At 35.6% G+C, this 17,903-nt stretch carries 15 protein-coding genes and 1 other annotated feature; of the genes, 4 read left to right on the forward strand and 11 right to left on the reverse strand.

Annotated elements, in window-relative coordinates:
- The first annotated feature begins 130 nt into the window (after positions 1-130).
- Both HMPREF3023_RS00745 and HMPREF3023_RS00750 read left to right on the forward strand, forming a co-directional pair.
- The gene (locus HMPREF3023_RS00745) at positions 131-1,558 is read left to right on the forward strand and encodes a leucyl aminopeptidase (RefSeq protein WP_070699957.1); all 1,428 of its coding nucleotides are present in this window, start codon (positions 131-133) and stop codon (positions 1,556-1,558) included.
- A 232-nt stretch (positions 1,559-1,790) separates the two neighbouring features.
- Positions 1,791-2,393 (forward strand): CPBP family intramembrane glutamic endopeptidase, encoded by a 603-nt coding sequence (locus HMPREF3023_RS00750; protein WP_070699958.1) that lies wholly within the window; start codon positions 1,791-1,793, stop codon positions 2,391-2,393.
- A 119-nt stretch (positions 2,394-2,512) separates the two neighbouring features.
- Here the strand turns inward: HMPREF3023_RS00750 and HMPREF3023_RS00755 are convergent, their stop codons facing one another.
- From HMPREF3023_RS00755 to HMPREF3023_RS00765, 3 genes are all read right to left on the reverse strand, one after another.
- On the reverse strand, positions 2,513-4,516 hold the full coding sequence (locus HMPREF3023_RS00755) for a sodium-translocating pyrophosphatase (RefSeq protein ID WP_070699959.1): 2,004 nt from the start codon (positions 4,514-4,516) through the stop codon (positions 2,513-2,515).
- A 22-nt stretch (positions 4,517-4,538) separates the two neighbouring features.
- On the reverse strand, positions 4,539-4,763 hold the full coding sequence (locus HMPREF3023_RS00760; RefSeq protein ID WP_070699960.1) for a preprotein translocase subunit SecG: 225 nt from the start codon (positions 4,761-4,763) through the stop codon (positions 4,539-4,541).
- Positions 4,764-4,853: 90 nt separating this feature from the next.
- Positions 4,854-5,444, reverse strand: coding sequence for an HDIG domain-containing metalloprotein (locus HMPREF3023_RS00765; protein ID WP_070699961.1), 591 nt, complete (start codon positions 5,442-5,444; stop codon positions 4,854-4,856).
- A gap of 106 nt (positions 5,445-5,550) precedes the next feature.
- On the opposite strand from HMPREF3023_RS00765, the gene gap reads away from it, so the two are divergent.
- Both gap and HMPREF3023_RS00775 read left to right on the forward strand, forming a co-directional pair.
- Positions 5,551-6,570: a type I glyceraldehyde-3-phosphate dehydrogenase gene (gene gap, locus HMPREF3023_RS00770; protein WP_070699962.1), complete on the forward strand. Its 1,020-nt coding sequence runs from the start codon at positions 5,551-5,553 to the stop codon at positions 6,568-6,570.
- Positions 6,571-6,686: 116 nt separating this feature from the next.
- Positions 6,687-7,544, forward strand: a complete 858-nt coding sequence (locus HMPREF3023_RS00775; protein ID WP_070699963.1) for a PPK2 family polyphosphate kinase — start codon at positions 6,687-6,689, stop codon at positions 7,542-7,544.
- Positions 7,545-7,637: 93 nt separating this feature from the next.
- On the opposite strand, the gene metA is transcribed toward HMPREF3023_RS00775, so the two are convergent.
- The 8 genes from metA to HMPREF3023_RS00815 all read right to left on the reverse strand — a co-directional run bounded on the left by metA (position 7,638) and on the right by HMPREF3023_RS00815 (position 17,595).
- The gene (gene metA, locus HMPREF3023_RS00780) at positions 7,638-9,434 is read right to left on the reverse strand and encodes a homoserine O-acetyltransferase/O-succinyltransferase family protein (protein ID WP_070700088.1); all 1,797 of its coding nucleotides are present in this window, start codon (positions 9,432-9,434) and stop codon (positions 7,638-7,640) included.
- 62 nt (positions 9,435-9,496) lie between these two features.
- Positions 9,497-9,728, reverse strand: a binding site (T-box leader).
- A gap of 444 nt (positions 9,729-10,172) precedes the next feature.
- The gene (gene citF / locus HMPREF3023_RS00785; protein WP_070699964.1) at positions 10,173-11,720 is read right to left on the reverse strand and encodes a citrate lyase subunit alpha; all 1,548 of its coding nucleotides are present in this window, start codon (positions 11,718-11,720) and stop codon (positions 10,173-10,175) included.
- Positions 11,710-12,609 (reverse strand): citrate (pro-3S)-lyase subunit beta, encoded by a 900-nt coding sequence (citE, locus tag HMPREF3023_RS00790; RefSeq protein ID WP_070699965.1) that lies wholly within the window; start codon positions 12,607-12,609, stop codon positions 11,710-11,712. Before citE ends, citF begins: the two co-directional genes overlap by 11 nt.
- A 4-nt stretch (positions 12,610-12,613) precedes the next feature.
- The gene (gene citD / locus HMPREF3023_RS00795) at positions 12,614-12,895 is read right to left on the reverse strand and encodes a citrate lyase acyl carrier protein (RefSeq protein ID WP_070699966.1); all 282 of its coding nucleotides are present in this window, start codon (positions 12,893-12,895) and stop codon (positions 12,614-12,616) included.
- Positions 12,896-12,911: 16 nt separating this feature from the next.
- Positions 12,912-14,201 carry a 2-hydroxycarboxylate transporter family protein gene (locus HMPREF3023_RS00800; RefSeq protein WP_070699967.1) on the reverse strand — a complete coding sequence of 430 codons (1,290 nt, stop codon included), beginning with the start codon at positions 14,199-14,201 and terminating at the stop codon, positions 12,912-12,914.
- A gap of 217 nt (positions 14,202-14,418) precedes the next feature.
- Entirely contained in the window at positions 14,419-15,339 is a 921-nt protein-coding gene (locus HMPREF3023_RS00805) for a LysR family transcriptional regulator (RefSeq protein ID WP_070699968.1), read from the reverse strand.
- 98 nt (positions 15,340-15,437) lie between these two features.
- Positions 15,438-16,733 carry an SLC13 family permease gene (locus tag HMPREF3023_RS00810; RefSeq protein ID WP_070699969.1) on the reverse strand — a complete coding sequence of 432 codons (1,296 nt, stop codon included), beginning with the start codon at positions 16,731-16,733 and terminating at the stop codon, positions 15,438-15,440.
- Between the two features lie 10 nt (positions 16,734-16,743).
- Positions 16,744-17,595 (reverse strand): DUF6282 family protein, encoded by an 852-nt coding sequence (locus HMPREF3023_RS00815; RefSeq protein WP_070699970.1) that lies wholly within the window; start codon positions 17,593-17,595, stop codon positions 16,744-16,746.
- Positions 17,596-17,903 lie beyond the last annotated feature (308 nt).

A 17,903-nucleotide genomic window follows, 5' to 3' on the forward strand; every position in this document is an offset into this window, starting at 1 on the left:
TTGATGTTAAAATTCTATAATTTAATATTATCACAATTTATCTAAGAAAAATAGTAATGCAATGCTTCTTCACATATTTTTATTTAGACCTTTTTACAATCTCATGTATAATTAGAGTAAGAGGTGAATTATGATAAAATTTAATTTGTATAAAGAAGGAGGACTAAAGGTCCACTTCGTAAAAAAAGATGGGGAACTTCCAAGTGAAATTAAGGAATATCTTGAAAAGAAAAAGTTCGCTTATAAGTTTAAGGAAAGTTTATACCTTCCAAGCTTTGAAGAAGAATCAGAAATTTTTATGGGACTAGGCAATGATGAGCTTGACCTAGAAGATGTGAGAAATCTTTTCTTTGAACTTGGAAATATTTTAAGAGACAATGAAGAACATGAAGTCGAAATAAAAATGCCAGATCTTGGTATGTGCAACAGAAAGACTATTATGGCAGCTTATGAAGGACTTCGCCAAGGTGAATATGAATTCACAAAGAAAACTAACGTAAAGGAAAAAAAGGCTGACTTTGAAATAACTGTCAACTATTCTGCCTTTAAGGGACCTGAAGAAAAATTGAGACAAGGTCTTGATAAGATAGAAAATATTATGGATGGGGTCTTCCTTGCAAGAGACCTTGTAAATGAAAGAGCCAATGTAATTTATCCAGAAAGTCTTGCCAATATTACAAAGGAAAAATTGGAAGAAGCTGGCGTTAAGGTTACAGTTTATGAAGAAGATGAAATCGAAAAAATTGGCATGAAGGCCTTTTTAAGAGTTGCAGCTGGTGCAACAAACCGTCCAAGACTTATTGTAATGGAATACAATAATGCCGACACAGAAAAAGTTGCCCTTGTTGGTAAGGGACTAACTTACGATTCAGGTGGTTACAACATCAAGTCTCCATCTGGCATGAACTACATGCACTGCGACATGGGTGGAGCTGGCACAGTTATTGGAACAATCTATGCCCTTGCAAAGAACAAGGCAAAGACAAATGTTGTTGGTGTAGTTGCCGCTTGTGAAAATATGATTTCAGGTCATGCTTACAAGTCTGGCGATGTAATTGACTCCATGAAGGGACTTACAATTGAAGTTGCAAATACAGATGCTGAGGGAAGAATTACCCTTGCCGATGCAGTTCACTATGCAACAAATGACCTTGGAGCAGAAAAAATTATTGACCTTGCAACACTTACTGGTGCAGTTACAATTGCCCTTGGAGAAGTTTACACAGGTGCAGTTACAAATAACGAAGACTTCTACAATGAAGTCCTTGAAGCAGGAAAATTATCTGGAGAAAAAATCTGGGCCTTCCCTTATGACGAAGACTACAAGAAATTAAACAAGTCAGAAGTTGCTGACATCAAGAACACTTCTGGTAGACATGCAGGCACTGTTACAGCAGGACTTTTCGTTGGTGAGTTCGTAAAAGAAAATACTCCATGGGTTCACCTAGACATAGCAGCAACTGGATACAGGGACAAGAAGGCAGGCTATCTTCCAAAGAATGCAACAGGTATTCACGTTAAGACTTTAAACAATCTATTAGACCCAACAGATTGCTAAAATTTTTATATCACAACCACTGGCTGAGTTCACAGGCTGGTGGTTTTTTTGTAAGAAACTTTTATAAAAATTTTACAAAAATTTTAAAAGAAGCTAGAAAAAATAATATTTTCTTGTGCTATACTAAAAAAATATTAAGTAACCTTTAAAGTTTTCATACTTTAAGCATTAGTTAGTTTCTTAGATTTTATGTCTAAGTGGTTACAAATATTATTTTAATTGGAAGTGCAAAATGACCTTAGCAATAAATAAAATCATCAACAGTTTACTAGAAATTATATTATTTTCTCTCCTTCCCTTTCTTTTCTGGTACTTTTCAGCAAGAAAACAAGAAAGGTTTACAGATTGGATAGGACTGAAAAAAATAAAGGGAGCTAAGAAGACAGCTCTTGCAATTATTCTTGTAACAGTTTTTTATTTGGCAATAAGTTTAGTTTTTCTAAAAGGCTTAAATAACATTGAAAGCGCAACTTCAGAATTCCAAGGACTTGGCTTTGCTGCCCTTCCTGCAATTTTTATTTATGCAGTCTTTAATACGTCTTTTCCTGAAGAAATCTTATTCAGAGGCTTTATCTTAAAAAGACTTGCCAATAAGCTAGGATTTACTAAGGCAAATTTTATACAAGGACTACTATTTGGTCTCTTGCATGGAGTAATGTTCTTTCCTCTTGTCGGGAATTTAAAAACTATTTTAATTATTTTATTAACAAGCCTTGCAGCCTTTGCTATGGGTTACGTCAATGAAGAAATTTCAGGTGGATCAATTATTCCCAGCTGGATTATACATGCAATTTCAAATTTGATTGCTGGTCTTTATGCTGCCTTTTATATTTAATTTAGTTTTCTTTAAATTATAAAAGACCCTGCCAGATAAATTCTGACAGAGTCCATAAAAGTTAATATAGTTTGCAATAAAAAATCTGCTAGAGATTTCTCTCTAACAGATTTATTTTTTTATAGGAATAGTCCGCCGTATGCAACAAATAGTGGTGCGAATACAAGGGATACAACAGTTATAAGTTTAATTAGAATATTAAGAGAAGGTCCTGATGTATCTTTGAATGGGTCACCAACAGTGTCTCCAGTTACAGCTGCCTTGTGAGCTTCTGAACCTTTACCACCGTGTGCTCCACCTTCGATGTATTTTTTAGCGTTGTCCCAAGCTCCACCAGCGTTTGACATAAAGATTGCCATTAATACACCAGTTACAAGAGCTCCTGCTTGAAGACCACCTAGGGCTTCTGTGCCAAGTAGTAGACCTACAAGGATTGGAACAATTACAGCGATTAGTCCTGGCACGATCATTTGCTTAAGAGCAGCACCTGTTGAGATGTCAACACATCTTGCATAGTCAGGAGTTGCTTTACCTTCCATGATTCCAGGAATTTCTTTAAATTGTCTTCTAACTTCGTCGATCATTTCTGATGCTGCGTTACCAACTGCTGACATAGTAAGTGCAGAGAAGGCAAATGGAAGCATACCACCAACGAATGTTGCAGCAATAACTTCTGGCTTAGAAATGTCAATTCCTGTTAGGCCAGTAGCGTTAATATAAGAAACGAAAAGTGCAAGGGCAGTAAGTGCTGCTGATCCAATTGCAAATCCCTTTCCTATAGCTGCTGTTGTATTACCAACAGAGTCAAGTGAGTCTGTGATATCACGAACGTCTTCTGGTAGTTCACACATTTCTGCAATACCACCAGCATTGTCTGCGATTGGTCCATAAGCGTCTACGGCAATTGTCATACCAGTTGTTGAAAGCATACCAACAGCTGCAAGAGAAATTCCGTAAAGTCCTACGATTGGGTCAGCGTTTCCGCCAGCTCCAATGTAAGCTGCAATAATACCAATAGCAATAACAATGATTGGTCCAACTGTTGACATCATACCAACAGAAAGTCCAGCAATAATATTTGTTGAAGAACCAGTTTCTGATTCTGCCCCAATTCTCTTAACTGGTGCATAATCTTCAGCTGTGTAATATTCTGTAAATTTAGAAATTATTAGACCAACTGCAATACCAATAATTACTGGTGCAAATGGTGCAAAACTTCCAAAGATGTAGTTTGATAAAAGTGCTGAAGCTATCATTGTAACACCAGCTGCTACATATTCACCTGCGTTAAGAGCTTTTTGTGGGTTCTTGTCTCCCTTAACAAAGAAAGCAGCTACAATTGATGCTAAAATACCAATTGTTGCAACAAGAATACCAAATTTAACACCTTCTTCTCCATAAGCTACAACTCCAAGAGTAATAACTGAAAGAAGTGCTCCAACGTAAGATTCAAATAAGTCAGCTCCCATTCCAGCAACGTCACCAACGTTATCTCCTACGTTATCAGCGATAACTGCAGGGTTTCTTGGGTCGTCTTCTGGGATACCAGCTTCAACTTTACCTACAAGGTCAGCTCCAACGTCTGCAGCCTTAGTGTAGATACCACCACCAACTCTTGCGAAAAGTGCAATAGATGATGCTCCAAGTGAAAATCCTGTAATAATTTCAGTTTGTCCACCTGTTATGAAATATGCGCCAGTAATACCAATAATTCCTAGACCAACAACGCACATTCCCATTACAACTCCACCTGAAAAGGCAACGTCAAGGGCTTTACCTAGGCCACCCTTCCATGCTGCGTTTGTTGTTCTAACGTTTGCTCTTGTAGCAACCTTCATACCAACATAACCAGCAGCTACTGAAAAGATAGCTCCTACTACGAAACAAATAGCAGTTGGAATTGATTTAAGTCCTACTGCCAAGATAATTGCAAGTACAATTACAAATACAACAAGAGCCTTATATTCTCTTGTTAAAAATGCCATAGCTCCTTCTGAAATGTAAGAAGAAATTTCTTTCATTCTTTCATTTCCGGCATCTTGTTTTGACACGAAACTTGCCTTAAATGCAGCAAAAAGTAGTGCCAAAACGCCGACTATAGGAGCTAGATATAACATATCCATTCTAATCCTCCTTAAATTTTAATTAAATTGCAGCTAAAATAATAAGTGCAAGTGCAAAAACGATGCTCGAACCAATAACAATTCTGTTTTGGATATCTTTTTTACTAGAACCCTTGTGAGATCCCCACATGCTAGTTTCTTCGCCTTGAAGAGTTCCTAGACCAGCTTGTTCTGATTCCATTTGTGCAACTACACTTATTACAATTATGCTCGCAATAATAATTATAATAGATAATAAAGTTTGCAAACTTATACCTCCCTTAAATTTCTATAACATATAAATTCTAACACAGCAAGGCTTGCTAAGCAACGAATTTATAGGATATTTTGGCATTTTTTAATAGCTTATTTCCCTTTTTAAGGCTTCTTCAATAATATCTTCCATCTCCTGCATGGCAAGAAGAGTCTTTTCTATTAATTCATCAAGCTCCCAACCTAGCTTTTCTGCTCCTCTTTTTATTACATCACGAGAGCAGCCTTCTGCGAACTTCTTGTCCTTAAATTTTTTCTTCACGCTCTTTAGATTCATGTCCTTGGTGCTCTTTGATGGCCTCATAAGTGACGCTGCATAAATTAAACCTGTGAGTTCATCAGTTGCAAAGAGGACCTTTTCCATGAAGAGTTCTGGTTCAACATCAGAGCAAATCCCTGACCCGTGGGCCATAATTGCATGGATGAGTTCATCACTTCCACCTGCTTCTCTTAAGATTTCTGGTGTATTCTTTAGGTGTTCTTCAGGATATCTTTCATAGTCCACATCGTGAAGGAGTCCTGCCATCTTCCAAAAATCTACATTGTCCTTGTCATGCTCTTCTGCAAAGTATCCCATAACATTTTCAAGGGTCAAGGCATGTCTTATGTGAAATTCTTCCTTGTTGTATTCTTTTAAAAGTTTTAATCCATCTTCTCTACTTATTCCACTCTTCATGTGACCCACTCCTTTTGCCTAATTTTATCACAATAATTTTTGAATTTCACTTTTATCTACTTGTGTTATAATGAAGGTAAGAATGCAATGAACAATGGAGGTTTTTATGAAAAAAAATGTTGGCATAATGGGCTTTGGTAGAATTGGTAGAGATGCTCTAAGAATCTGGGCCCTAAGAGACGATGTTAATTTTGAAGTTACTCACGTAGCTGTTAGAAATTTAGACAAAACTTTAAAAGAAAGAACTCACCTATTTAAATACGACTCAATCTATAGAAAGTTCCCTGGTGAAATTGAATTCACTGACGACGGAATGATTATCAATGGAAAGAAAGTTACTTTCGTTGAATCAAAGACTCCTGACAAGATGAACTGGAAGGACCTTGGTGTTGATGTTGTTATTGATTCATCTGGTGCCTTCAAGGACGAAGAACAAGCGAGAGGTCACCTTGAAAGTGGTGCAAAAAAAGTTGTCTTAACTTCTCCAGGCAAGGGCAACATGCTTACAGTTGTTATGGGAGTTAACGACGACAAGTACGATCCAGAAAAACACGACATTATCTCTAACGCGTCTTGTACAACAAACTGTCTTGCTCCAGTGACTAAGGTTATCTTAGAAAACTTTGGAATCAAGAAGGGACTTATGTCCACTGTTCACGCTTACACTAACGACCAAAACATCCACGACGGTGTTCACAAGAAGGACATGAGACGTGCAAGAATGGGCGCAGAAAATATAATTCCAACTTCAACTGGTGCAGCAAAAGCTGTTGGAAAAGTTATTCCAGAAGTTGACGGAATCTTAACTGGCTTTGCCCTAAGAGTTCCTGTTCCAACAGGATCACTAGTTGACGTAACTTTTGAACTTGAAAAAGAAGCTACAGTTGAAGAAATCAACGCAGCTATCAAGAAGGCTTCTGAAAATGAATTAAAGGGTATCCTTGCTTACTCAGAAGACGAGCTTGTTTCTTCTGACATTATTGGCGACGAACACTCTTCTATTTTCGATTCACTTCTTACAACTGTTAACGGAAAAATGGTTAAACTTGTTTCATGGTATGACAACGAATGGGGTTACACTGAAAGAGTTATTGACCTAACAGAAAAAATTGTTGAATCTCTATAAGATAATTTAAGGCTTGCTTAGGCAGGCCTTTTTTGTTTGCCTAAGTTTTTATTATAAGTTATCATTGTTTTATAAATTAGTAGAAAATATTTTATGGACTTAAATAGGAGGTCTTAATGATTAATAAATATAAAATAAGTGGCGAGAAAATAAAAATAGAAGACTTGGAAGAAAAAATTGTAAGTAAAGAAAAAGATGATGAAATAAAAAGAGAACTTTATGAAGAACTTGTCCCAAGGCTAAGAGGACTTCACGAAAAACTTTTTGCAGAATCAAAACAGGGAATCCTTGTTGTCCTCCAAGCAATTGACGCTGCAGGTAAGGACGAGATAATAAAATACATCTTCTCAAACCTTGAACCTCAAGGCCTAAAGAACACTTCCTATGGCAAGCCTACTGATGAAGAAAATGCCCACGACTATCTTTGGAGAATGGCTAAGGGCCTTCCTAAAAGGGGCGAAGTTGCCATCCTAAACCGTTCCTACTACGAAGATATTATTTCGCCAAAAATTTATGACACTCTAGGCCATCTTCCAGATGAAATAAAAAATGATGAAAATCTTTGGGAAAAGAGATACAAGCACATCAACAACTTTGAGGAATACCTTGTTGAAAATGGATTTAAGGTCGTGAAATTTTTCTTCAATGTTTCCAAAGATGAGCAAAGAAAGAGACTTCTTGAGAGAATCGAAGAACCAAAGAAGAATGCCGACTTCTCCTTTTCCGACTTAGATGACAGGGACAATTGGGACAAGTACCAAGTTGCCTTTGAAGAAATGTTAAACAATACTTCAACAGAAACTGCCCCATGGTATGTACTTCCAGCAGACAATCCTTGGCTAGCAAGAAAAATTGCAACTCTTGCCCTTATTGAAACAATGGAAGAAATAAATCCAAAGTACCCGACTTTCGCAGGCGAAGACAAGAAAAAGGCAGAAGAAATTGCTGACAAGTTAAGAAATAAAGAAATTTAATTTTTTTAAATTACTTTTAAAAGCTTTTCAATATAAATTTACAATATAATAGAAGAAAATTTAAGACCAAGGTGTGTGAGCCTTGGTCCTTTTTTAATCCTTTATAATTGTCCCATGATTTTCTGGATCATTGGTGTTTAAAATTTTTATAGTTATATTTTTCTTGGCAACGGGATTTATGGCATCCTCTTGATAGACTTGTGCGCCCTCGCCAATAATTTCTTTTAGTTCTGTGTAAGAAAGCTTGTCAATAGTCTTGGCATCTGGGTCACTATTGGGGTCAGATGTCATAATTCCATTTACGTCAGTCCAGTTCTCATAAACTTTGGAGTCAAGGGCATAGGCAATGAGGCTGCCTGTGTAGTCGCTGCCTCCCCTGGTAAAGGTCACAATGTTTCCCTTCTTGTCGCTCCCATAAAAACCTGGGACAACTGCCTTTTTATTTTCTCCAATTTGACTTTGGATGGCCCTCTTAGACTTTTCTATATCAACTTGTCCTCTCTCATCAAAGATTATTAGGTCCTTGGCATCAATAAAATCATAATTCAAATATTTTGCAAGGAGCTTTGCATTTAAGTACTCTCCTCTTGATACAATAAAGTCCTTGTCTCTGGACTCTTTTATATCATCAAAAACAAATTTCAATTCATCATTCCAAAACTCTTCAAGACTTAGGTCTTCGGCAATAGATAAAAACCTCTTTTTAATTTTTTCAACTTGCTTGTCACGGCTTAGACTTTGGACTTCTAATTCCTCTTCAAGAGATTTTATGATTTCTTTCACTTCTTCAATCCTCAAATTTTTGTCAGAAAGGGAGATCAATTCGTCAGTAATCTTTGTGTCCTTCTTAAATCTTCTTCCCGGAGCAGAAACCACAATCACGTCCCTGTCTTCCTTGGAGAAAATAATTTTTTTCACCTTGGCAAATTGTCCAGCATCCTTTAGAGAGCTGCCGCCAAATTTTGAAACTGACTTGCCCTCAATGCTATCAATGGCAAAGGGTGTTTCTTGGTAGACACAGTAGTTGAGCCAGTTGGAGAAGAAGAGATTGCCCGCAGACCTCCACCTAATTTTTATCTCCTTCTTAGGGTCGTTGTCTTCATAATAATTTATTGGCGGACTGATTTTTTTGCCTTGAGAAAGATCCCTGATGTACTCATTGTGGAGGGTGTCTTTATCATATTCCCAGTGGCCAAAGTTAAAGACAAACCTGTTATCCTTTGTTGTAACAAGGGAAACTCCAGTGTCAGGCCTTGCTGCAAGGACTTCAAGGTCTGAAAAGCCTTCAAAGTCTTCAAGGTCAACATAAGTGTGTCTTGATGTTGGGACCAAGAAACTGTCATCAAATCCCTTGACAATTTTATTGTCTTTTAGTTTGTCAAATTCAAAAACCCCAAAGATTTTCTCATCGCTAAGCTTGTGCTCAATCTTGTAGTAATGGTAGAGGGCAGCTTGGGCAGACCAGCATATAAACATTGTTGAATAGACATTTTTCTTGGCAAATTCAAAAATTGTCTTTAGTTCTTCCCAGTATTTTATCTTTTCATAGGCTAGGGTCTCAATAGGGGCCCCAGTAATTATCATGGCGTCATACTTATTGTTTTTTATATCGTCATAAGTCTTGTAAAAGGACTTCAACCTCTTGGCATCAGAATTATTTGGATTGTAAGACTCCATCCTCACAAGGTCAATGTTAATTTGTAGGGCTGTGTTGGAAAGCATCCTCAAGAGTTGAAGTTCAGTTTCTTCCTTCTTGGGCATCAAGTTTACAATAGCAATACTAAGGGGTCTTATGTCCTGCTTAATGGCAGAGGAATCCCTCATTGTAAAAATATTTTCTCTTTGCAAAACTTCTTCAACAATTAAATCTCTAGGTATTATTAATGGCATTTTTATTCTCCTCTTTTTTATTTGTACTTGAGGAAGGAAGACAATAAAAAAAGCTTCCATCCCTAAAGGACGAAAGCTATTTCGTGTTACCACCTTAATTCTCTTCCAACTCACGATGGAAGACTCTTCAAGTACTATCATACTCTATCGCTGTAACGGGCGCGCCCGTGCCTATCTAAATATCGATAGACCCTCAAGAAGGACCATGTTCTCCCAATCTTCCTCTACTTCTCTCACCAAACGAAGCTCTCTTTAATCAGTCAAGAAGGATACTCTTCCTCTTATTGAGTTATTTTTCATTATAATAGCACCAAAAAACCTTAATGTCAATTGCAAAAATTTTGTGGAATTTTTAATTTTTGCCAGCTTGTAAATTCTTATAACTTGATAAATTTTTAACACTTCATAATTATCTCTAACTTTCTTATTTTTTATGACTTAATAAATTTCTATCACTTAATATATTTTTGTGACTTCATATTTCTTTATAACTTAAGATTTTCTTATTACTTAATAAATTTCTACCACTTAATATATTTTTATCACTTCATATTTTTTTATAGCTTAAGATTTTCTTATCACTTCATATATTTTTATCATTTCATAATTTCTTCTCAAGTCATAAAATATTATCACTTTATAATTTTTTGAAACTTATAAATATTTACAAGTTCCAAATTTTCTGCAAAAAAAGAGAGGCTCTTGCCTCCCTTTTATGAGTATGGTTATATTTTATTTTTAAGCTTCCTTCTTAATTACATCGATTATAGAACCGTCTCTGTATTCTACAACTGCAACTACTTCGTCAGAGAATTCAACTTCTTCAGGTTTACCTGTAAGTTTTTCTGCCATTTCTTGTAGTTCTTTGATGTCTTTAAGTTCAATTCCAGCTTTTTCGAATTTTTCGATTAAATCTTTTCTCTTTGGATTTACAGCAATACCGTAGTCAGTACAGATCACATCAACAGCTTCGCCTGGTGTACAAACTGTTGTAACCTTGTCTTTGACAATTGGGTTTCTTGATCTTACAAGTGGTGCAAGTATAAGTGACATTTCTGCACCTGGTGCTGTATCTTGGTGACCACCAACAGCTTGGTTAATAACTCCGTCTGATCTTGTCATTACGTTTACGTTGAAGTCAGTGTCAACTTCAAGAGCTCCAAGTAATACAAAGTCAAGAGTGTTAACTGCAGGTGTTGGGTTGTTAGGGTTTGCGTAAGAAGATGCAGTTTGTTCAAAGTGTTTTGTGTTTTCACGGATTGATCTTACTGCGTCAAGGTCAAAGGATTGTGTATCATATATACCATCGATAAGACCTTCTTCAAGCATTGTAACCATATAGCCTGTGATTCCACCAAGGGCCATTGATGCCTTGATGTTATCCTTCTTCATTTCTTCACGAAGAAGTTTTGCAACTGCAAGAGTTGAGCCTGCTGCTCCAGTTTGGAATCTAAAGCCTTCCTTGTAAAGTCCAGAAGCCTTGATTGCCTTAACTGCGTTGTTGGCAATTAGTAAGTCACGAGGGTTGTCGTTGAATCTAATTGATCCAGAAACAATTCCCTTTGGATCTCCAATTGCATCAACTTCTACAACATAGTCAACATACATCATGCCAATTGAAGCAGGAATATTTGGGAATGGTACAAGGTTGTCTGTAATTGCAACTACACAGTCAGCATATTGTGCATCAACAATTGCATAGCCAAGTGATCCACAAGCTGCCTTTCCTTCTCTACCATTTATGTTTCCATATTCGTCACATGCTGGTGCTGCTAAAAAGGCAACGTCAATGTGAAGTTCCCCATCTTCAATTGCTCTTGCACGTCCACCGTGAGAACGGATAATGCAAGGTTTTTTAAGGATACCTTGTGAAATTTTTTCTCCAAGTTCTCCTCTTAGTCCAGATGATTGAATTCCAGTTATTACACCTTGTTCAATTAATGGAATTAACTTGTCGTGACATGGTGAAAGTGATGATGGAGCAAGAGTTAGGTCCTTGATTCCCATATCAGCAATAACTTGCATTACCATGTTTACAACATAGTCACCATTTCTTAGGTGGTGGTGGAAGGAAATTGTCATTCCGTCCTTAAGTCCACTCTTCTTAACAGCTTCTTCAATAGAGCCTAGAAGTTTTTTCTCGTCTCTATTTCCGTATCTAATTTTTGGAGAAGCCTTTCTTTCAGTTCTAAGATATTTGCCTTCGCCTTTGAAAGGAACAAGTTCGCCAATGCCTTCAAGGGATTCAGGGATATCTCTTCCTACTGCGTTTTTATTATAGTTCATCAATATCCTCCTTCTTTAGCACTCCACTTGCAACTGCAAGGTCTAGAACTCTTTGTGCACCAGCTATAACTGGATAGTCAACCATCTTGCCGTCAACTGTAATAACTCCAGATCCCTTTCTTTCAGCTTCCTTAGAACCTGCAATAATACGAAGTGATTTCGTAATATCTTTTTCAGTTGGTGTATAAACTTCATTTACAACTGCAATTTGTTTAGGGTGGATAACAGATTTTCCGTCAAATCCTAGGTCCTTAATAAATTGAACTTCTTCCCTAAAAGCATCCATGTCATCAAGGTTTGTGTTAACTGTATCGAAGCAAGCAATGCCTGCGTTTCTTGCAGCTAAAACAATTTGACTTCTTGCTGCGAAAAGTTCCCAACCATGAGTTGACCTTTGAGTCTTTAGGTTAGTAACATAGTCAGCTGCTCCAAGTGCAATACCCATCATTCTTGGTGATGCCTTTGCAATATCAACTGCGTTAATAACTCCAGTTGGAGATTCAATAGCTGCCATCATTAGAGTTCTTCCTTGGCATCCCATTTCTTCTTCAACTTCTGTTATGATTTTATCTACATCAATAACATCTTGTGCAGTTTCTGACTTTGGTAGTCTAATTACATCTACCCCAGCCTTAACAACTGCCTTAATATCTTCACGTCCATAAGGTGTATCAAGGGCGTTGATTCTTACAACAACTTCAGTGTCTCCGTAGTCTAAAGTTTTTAGTGCATTGTAAACTAAAAATCTTGCCGCGTCTTTTTGATTTATGCTCGTAGCATCTTCAAGGTCGATCATAATTGAATCAGGACCATAGATGTGAGCATCAGTGATGTTTGCAGGGTTGTTACCTGGAAGAAACATCATTGTTCTTCTTAATCTCTCTTTCAAAATATCAGCTCCAATTATATTCTGTGCTTTCAGCTGCTCTAAAACATGCTGCTGCTACTCTTGCTTTAATTGTGTAGTCCAAGGCACCCTTGTCTACTGCAGTAAGTTTCACATTCTCTACATCTAATTCTTTTAAAGTTTCTCTTATAACTTTTTCAATTTGTTTACCAAATTGTTTCTTTACTGAACTTTCCAGTTCAATAGATATGCCTTCTCCGTCGTCAACAGTGATTAAAATATCATTTGACTCAAGAGTTCCGGCCATTGCTTCTTTTTTTAGTTTCAAAAAAATCCCTCCTAGTCTACATGAGCGTTCCAAAGAGTATTGATCCTATAACAAGTATTATTCCCCCACCAAGTCTTGATGAAAGTTGTGCATAAGAAATCAAATCCATTCTGTCAGCTGCTCCAAGAACTGCCAAGTCACCAGATCCACCTCTGTTAGCCATACATAGGCCTGCTGTAACAGCAGAGTCAACAAAGAAGAAACCTACAAGGTGTCCAACAAATCCTGAACCAATAACAGCACCAACAATAATTAAGAATGACATAACAACATTACCAAAAGTGATGGCATCTCTAAGTTCAATTAAGTCAGTTTCAACACCAACACCAACCATGATTAAGATTACAATGTTTTTTGTGAAGAAAGATTGAACTTCCTTTGCAGCTTGTCTAAGTGATCCTGGAACAAGTCCAAATCCATTAGCAAGAGCAACAATAATAATCATAAAAGCAAATGGGTGAATTGGCACTGAAGGAACAAGTGGATCCCAAACCTTATCAGCTACAAGTCTACCTAATTGATAGAAAGTAAGACCCATTAAAATTGCTCCAGCGTAGTCCTTTAATTGTGTAGTAAACTTTTCTTCTTTTTGTTCAATTTCAGGAGCAGATCTCATAAGAGTTTTCTTATCTCCTGTAAGTTCTGGTTTACTGCTTCCAAGTTTATTTAAAATACCACCAGCAATAATAGCAAAAATGTTAGCAATTGTAAGAATTGAAATAGCAAAGCCATAATAGTTTGCAGCAGAATCTCCTGTAACCCTTTCATAAATTTGACTTAGAGGAACAGCACCTGCACCGTTACCTCCACCCATTACAGGAAGAACGTATTTTAAAATAGTGTTAGCTGGAGAAACTCCAAAGAAAAGTCCACCAATAATACCAAGAATGGCAGCACCTAAAACTCCACCAAGAATTGCTGGGATATATCCTGCAAAAGACTTAATCATTAGGTCTCTATTTAGTCCAAGAAGTGAACCAGAGATAAGCATAATGATAAAGAAGTTTAGTAGTCCCATTGGTTTTGAGTTAACAGATGAAATAAGTTCTGCATATTCTTCTGGGATAACATTTAGATAAACTAAAGCTGCTGTACCCAAGAAGGCAAGAACAAGTCCACCACCAACATAAGTGTTCCAAATTGGAATTCTCTCACCAATTTCATATAGGATAATACCTATTGCGAACATCAGTGCAACTCCGCCCGCTAAATCCTTAGACAAAACTCCCAAGTAAGTCGCTATAAAAATAATTATTGATAAAACCAATAACATTGGAAGATTAAGTCCAAAATATTTTTTCTTCATAGAAAAAACCTCCTTTTTATCTATAATACCCTAGAAAGGGCTTCCTATTCAAGATATTAAAGGCCTAATACTGGCTATCTTAAGCAAATATAAAATTGTTAGTGTAACAAATTTAATTTGTAACCAAACTTCTATCCAACTAATTAATTTGGTGGAAACAAGGATTTTTCTAATCTTTATCAACGATAGTTTTTATATTTTTTCGATATATCTTACTCTATTTGTCTAAAAATTTTTTAACTTCTTCTATGAAAACTTTACTCGCTTGAGATTTATAAATATCAGGAATTGTCAAAATAGAAGTAAACCAAGAATTCTCTTCAGTCCCCAAAAGATTGTAGGTGTCATAATCCTTGTCTTCAGTAAAAATATTTAAATAATCTCGCGGCAAGATTGTAAGTCCCAATCCCTTGGCAGCCAACCTCTTTGCAGTTTCAAAGTTTTTTGTAGACATTACGACCTTGGGTTTAATCTTGTAAGAATCATAGACTCTATTTTGAACCTTCCTTATTCCTTTATTTACATCAAGATTTATAAAAGTTTCATCTTTTAAATCTCTTAGGTCGACAAAGTTCTTTCCATCTTTTTTTATTATTTTAGAAAAATCTTTTAAATAGTCTTTCTCTGTCACCAATACAAAATAATCTTCTCTCAAGATCTCGTAGTCAATTTTTTCATTTAAATCTTTTATGTGAACATGTCCAATGGCAAAGTCAACATCCCCACTTAAAACCAAACTTTCAAGAGTTTTTGTATTCCTCTCCATAACTACAAGCTCAACATTGGGATAATTTTTATTAAAATCTGGCAGTACATTTGGAAGAATATTCATCCCCATATATCTTGCTACCCCGATTACAAGTCTACCCGATTTTAATTCATTGATGTGGGTGATTTCAGATTTAAAGTCACTATAAATATCCAAAATTTCTTTTGCCATTAGGTAATACTTTTCTCCAGCGTAAGTTAACTTCATCCCCCTTGGTTCACGAATGAAGAGATGGGTCCCCAATTCTTTCTCAATTCTTTGCAGGGCTTGGCTAAGACTTGGCTGAGCAATAAAAAGTTCTTCAGCAGCTTTGGATATTGATTTTGTGTCGGCAATAGTTTTTATGTAAAGCAATTCTCTCTCGTTCATCGTATCCCTCCTGTACATATTTTAACACTTTTACTAAAATGAATTTTTCTATTTTTAAAAAAAAGAACTGAGATAAATATCCCAGTTCTTTCGTTTCCTTATAAAATTAAACCTAAAGCAAAGTTATAAAGCATCGCTGATAAAACACTTATTGGAACAGCTATAAATAATAACCTTGAAAACATACTTTCTCTCTCTTCATCTTCTGTGCAAGATCCAAGAATTAGACTTCCTCCTGATGAGAATGGAGATATGGCTGAACTTTGAGCCCCTATTACAATAGCTGTAAATAATATTAGAGGATTTATTCCTGTTCCTTCAGCTATTACAGGTACTATAGGGAATAATGCAGGGCATACTACACCTAAAGTTGAAGAAAAGAAACTCATTATAGCACCAATTAGCGAAAATGCTAAAGGTATTATCCAAACAGGCAGATTTCCACTTGCCCAAGAAGCAAGTAAATCGATTGTTCCTGCTTTTATTGCTATGCTAATTAACATTCCAACTCCGCAAATCATAATTATTGTGTTCCAAGGAACTTTGGCTATTGCTTCTTTTTCGTCAGCCATTCCTGTAAACAATGCTATTAATGAAAATATAATAGCCACTAATCCTACATCCATTTTGGAGTTTATATATGCAATTAATTCATTATTTGGAATTATTATATTTAATATCGGGAAAGTAAGTAATATAACTATCATTAATATCATAAGTATCAAATTAAATTTCTGTTTTTCATCAAACTTTTCTGGCTTTGTAAATTTTTCTGCTTTAATTTCTCCCATTTTTCTCTTTCCCAGAATCATAAATAAAGAAATTAATAGTAAAGAAAATATAACGCTAGAAATAAATATTACTATACTTATACTAAAAGAATCACTCATTAAACCAGCTTCATCAATCAAACCTCTAAAAATAACACCACTACCACTAGTCATAAAGTTTGCTCCAGAAAGAGCCCCGCAATTAATCGCAACAGCACCTATAAGTTCATCCATCTCTGCCTCTTTACATATTAAAAGAGTTATTGGCGCCATAAAAGCCATAACAGTAAAAAAACCAGCCCCTAGCGCTGCAATAATTGCACTTGCAAAATAGAGTGCGAATGGTAATAGTGCCGGAAAATTTCTGCATGAATATAAAAGTGATCTAGCAGTCTTTTCTAAAGTTCCATTTAATAAAGCAAAATTATAAAATAGGGATACAGAAAAAATTACAAACATAGTTGTAACTGGCCATCCACCTATTATTTCTTTTGGTTTCAAACCCATCAAAAACGCTCCAATTATATAGCTAAATGCCATTGCAACTAAACCTGTATTAATTTTTGTTTTGTATCCTATTATCACAGCTACCAGTATAGCCAAAACTATCAATAAACTTAGCATAAAATCACCTTCATAAGTTTAACAATCTCAATTGATTGTCTCTAGTCATCTTAAAAATATCTTCTTTTGAAATTCCATTTTCATACATATAAGTTACATACTCATTCAATGCAATTTCCCAATTTGGATTTTCAACTTGACCGCCATCTGTTGAGATAATAATATTATCTGCTCCAACCTCTTTAATACACTCTAGATTAGATTGTAAGTTGCTCTTGTACTTACCTCCACCCATATTTGAAGCATAACACCTTTCTAGAAAAACGTCGTAATCTTCAACTATCTTTACTTGGTCCTCTAAAGTCATGTCAACAACCCACCATTCTGGATGAGTGACTACTATCTTATCTATTCCTTGTTTTTTTGCTTCCTCAACAACAACAAAACACTCTTCAGGTGAAATATGCGCAGTTGCTAAAACAGCATCATGATCTTTAATTAGTTTAAAAACATCTTTAAGCTCATTCGTAACTTTTCCATCTTTTAAGACATCTACAGCATTATCCAAGTTACTATTCATTTTATTTAAATGATTTCTCGCTGATGCTGTAGGTAACCAAATAACTTTTGCACCTAATTTTAATCCACTCTCTACAGCCCATGGATTTATTCCACCTATTTGTCTGTTTAAAGTAACACTTCCACACATAGTAAAATCTGTTTTATCACCATAAACGATTTCCTTATACCTATTACATAAGTACGCTCTATCAACTGTAGTTCCTTGGTGTGTCTTAATAACAATAGCTCTAGCACCAACATTTATAGCTGCATCTGTTAATTCAAAATCATCGTACCTTCTTTTTCTTAAATCAGGGTTTGAATGAACGTGCATATCTATAATACCCTTCATAAAATCCATATAGTTCCCTCCTTTACCCCAATATTATAATGATAACGTTAATGTTTCAAATATATTTTTTCAATACTAGATATACAAATCTCCTATGTCGTTTGTTATCTCAATTAATAAAAGCGATAATAAAATATTTAATTTTTTTGTTTATAAACCATTCTAAAATCAAAAATCATTTATTTGAAAAATAATAAACTATATTAATACCGACAACATAGTTTTTAACTATATCGTGTATTAAGTTTTTATATTTTATTTATTTCATTAAATACTATAAAGTATCTTTTAAAGAATAGTATATCTACTATTTATAT

The sequence above is a fragment of the Peptoniphilus sp. HMSC075B08 genome, assembly GCF_001815405.1.
GTDB lineage: Bacteria > Bacillota > Clostridia > Tissierellales > Peptoniphilaceae > Peptoniphilus_A > Peptoniphilus_A harei.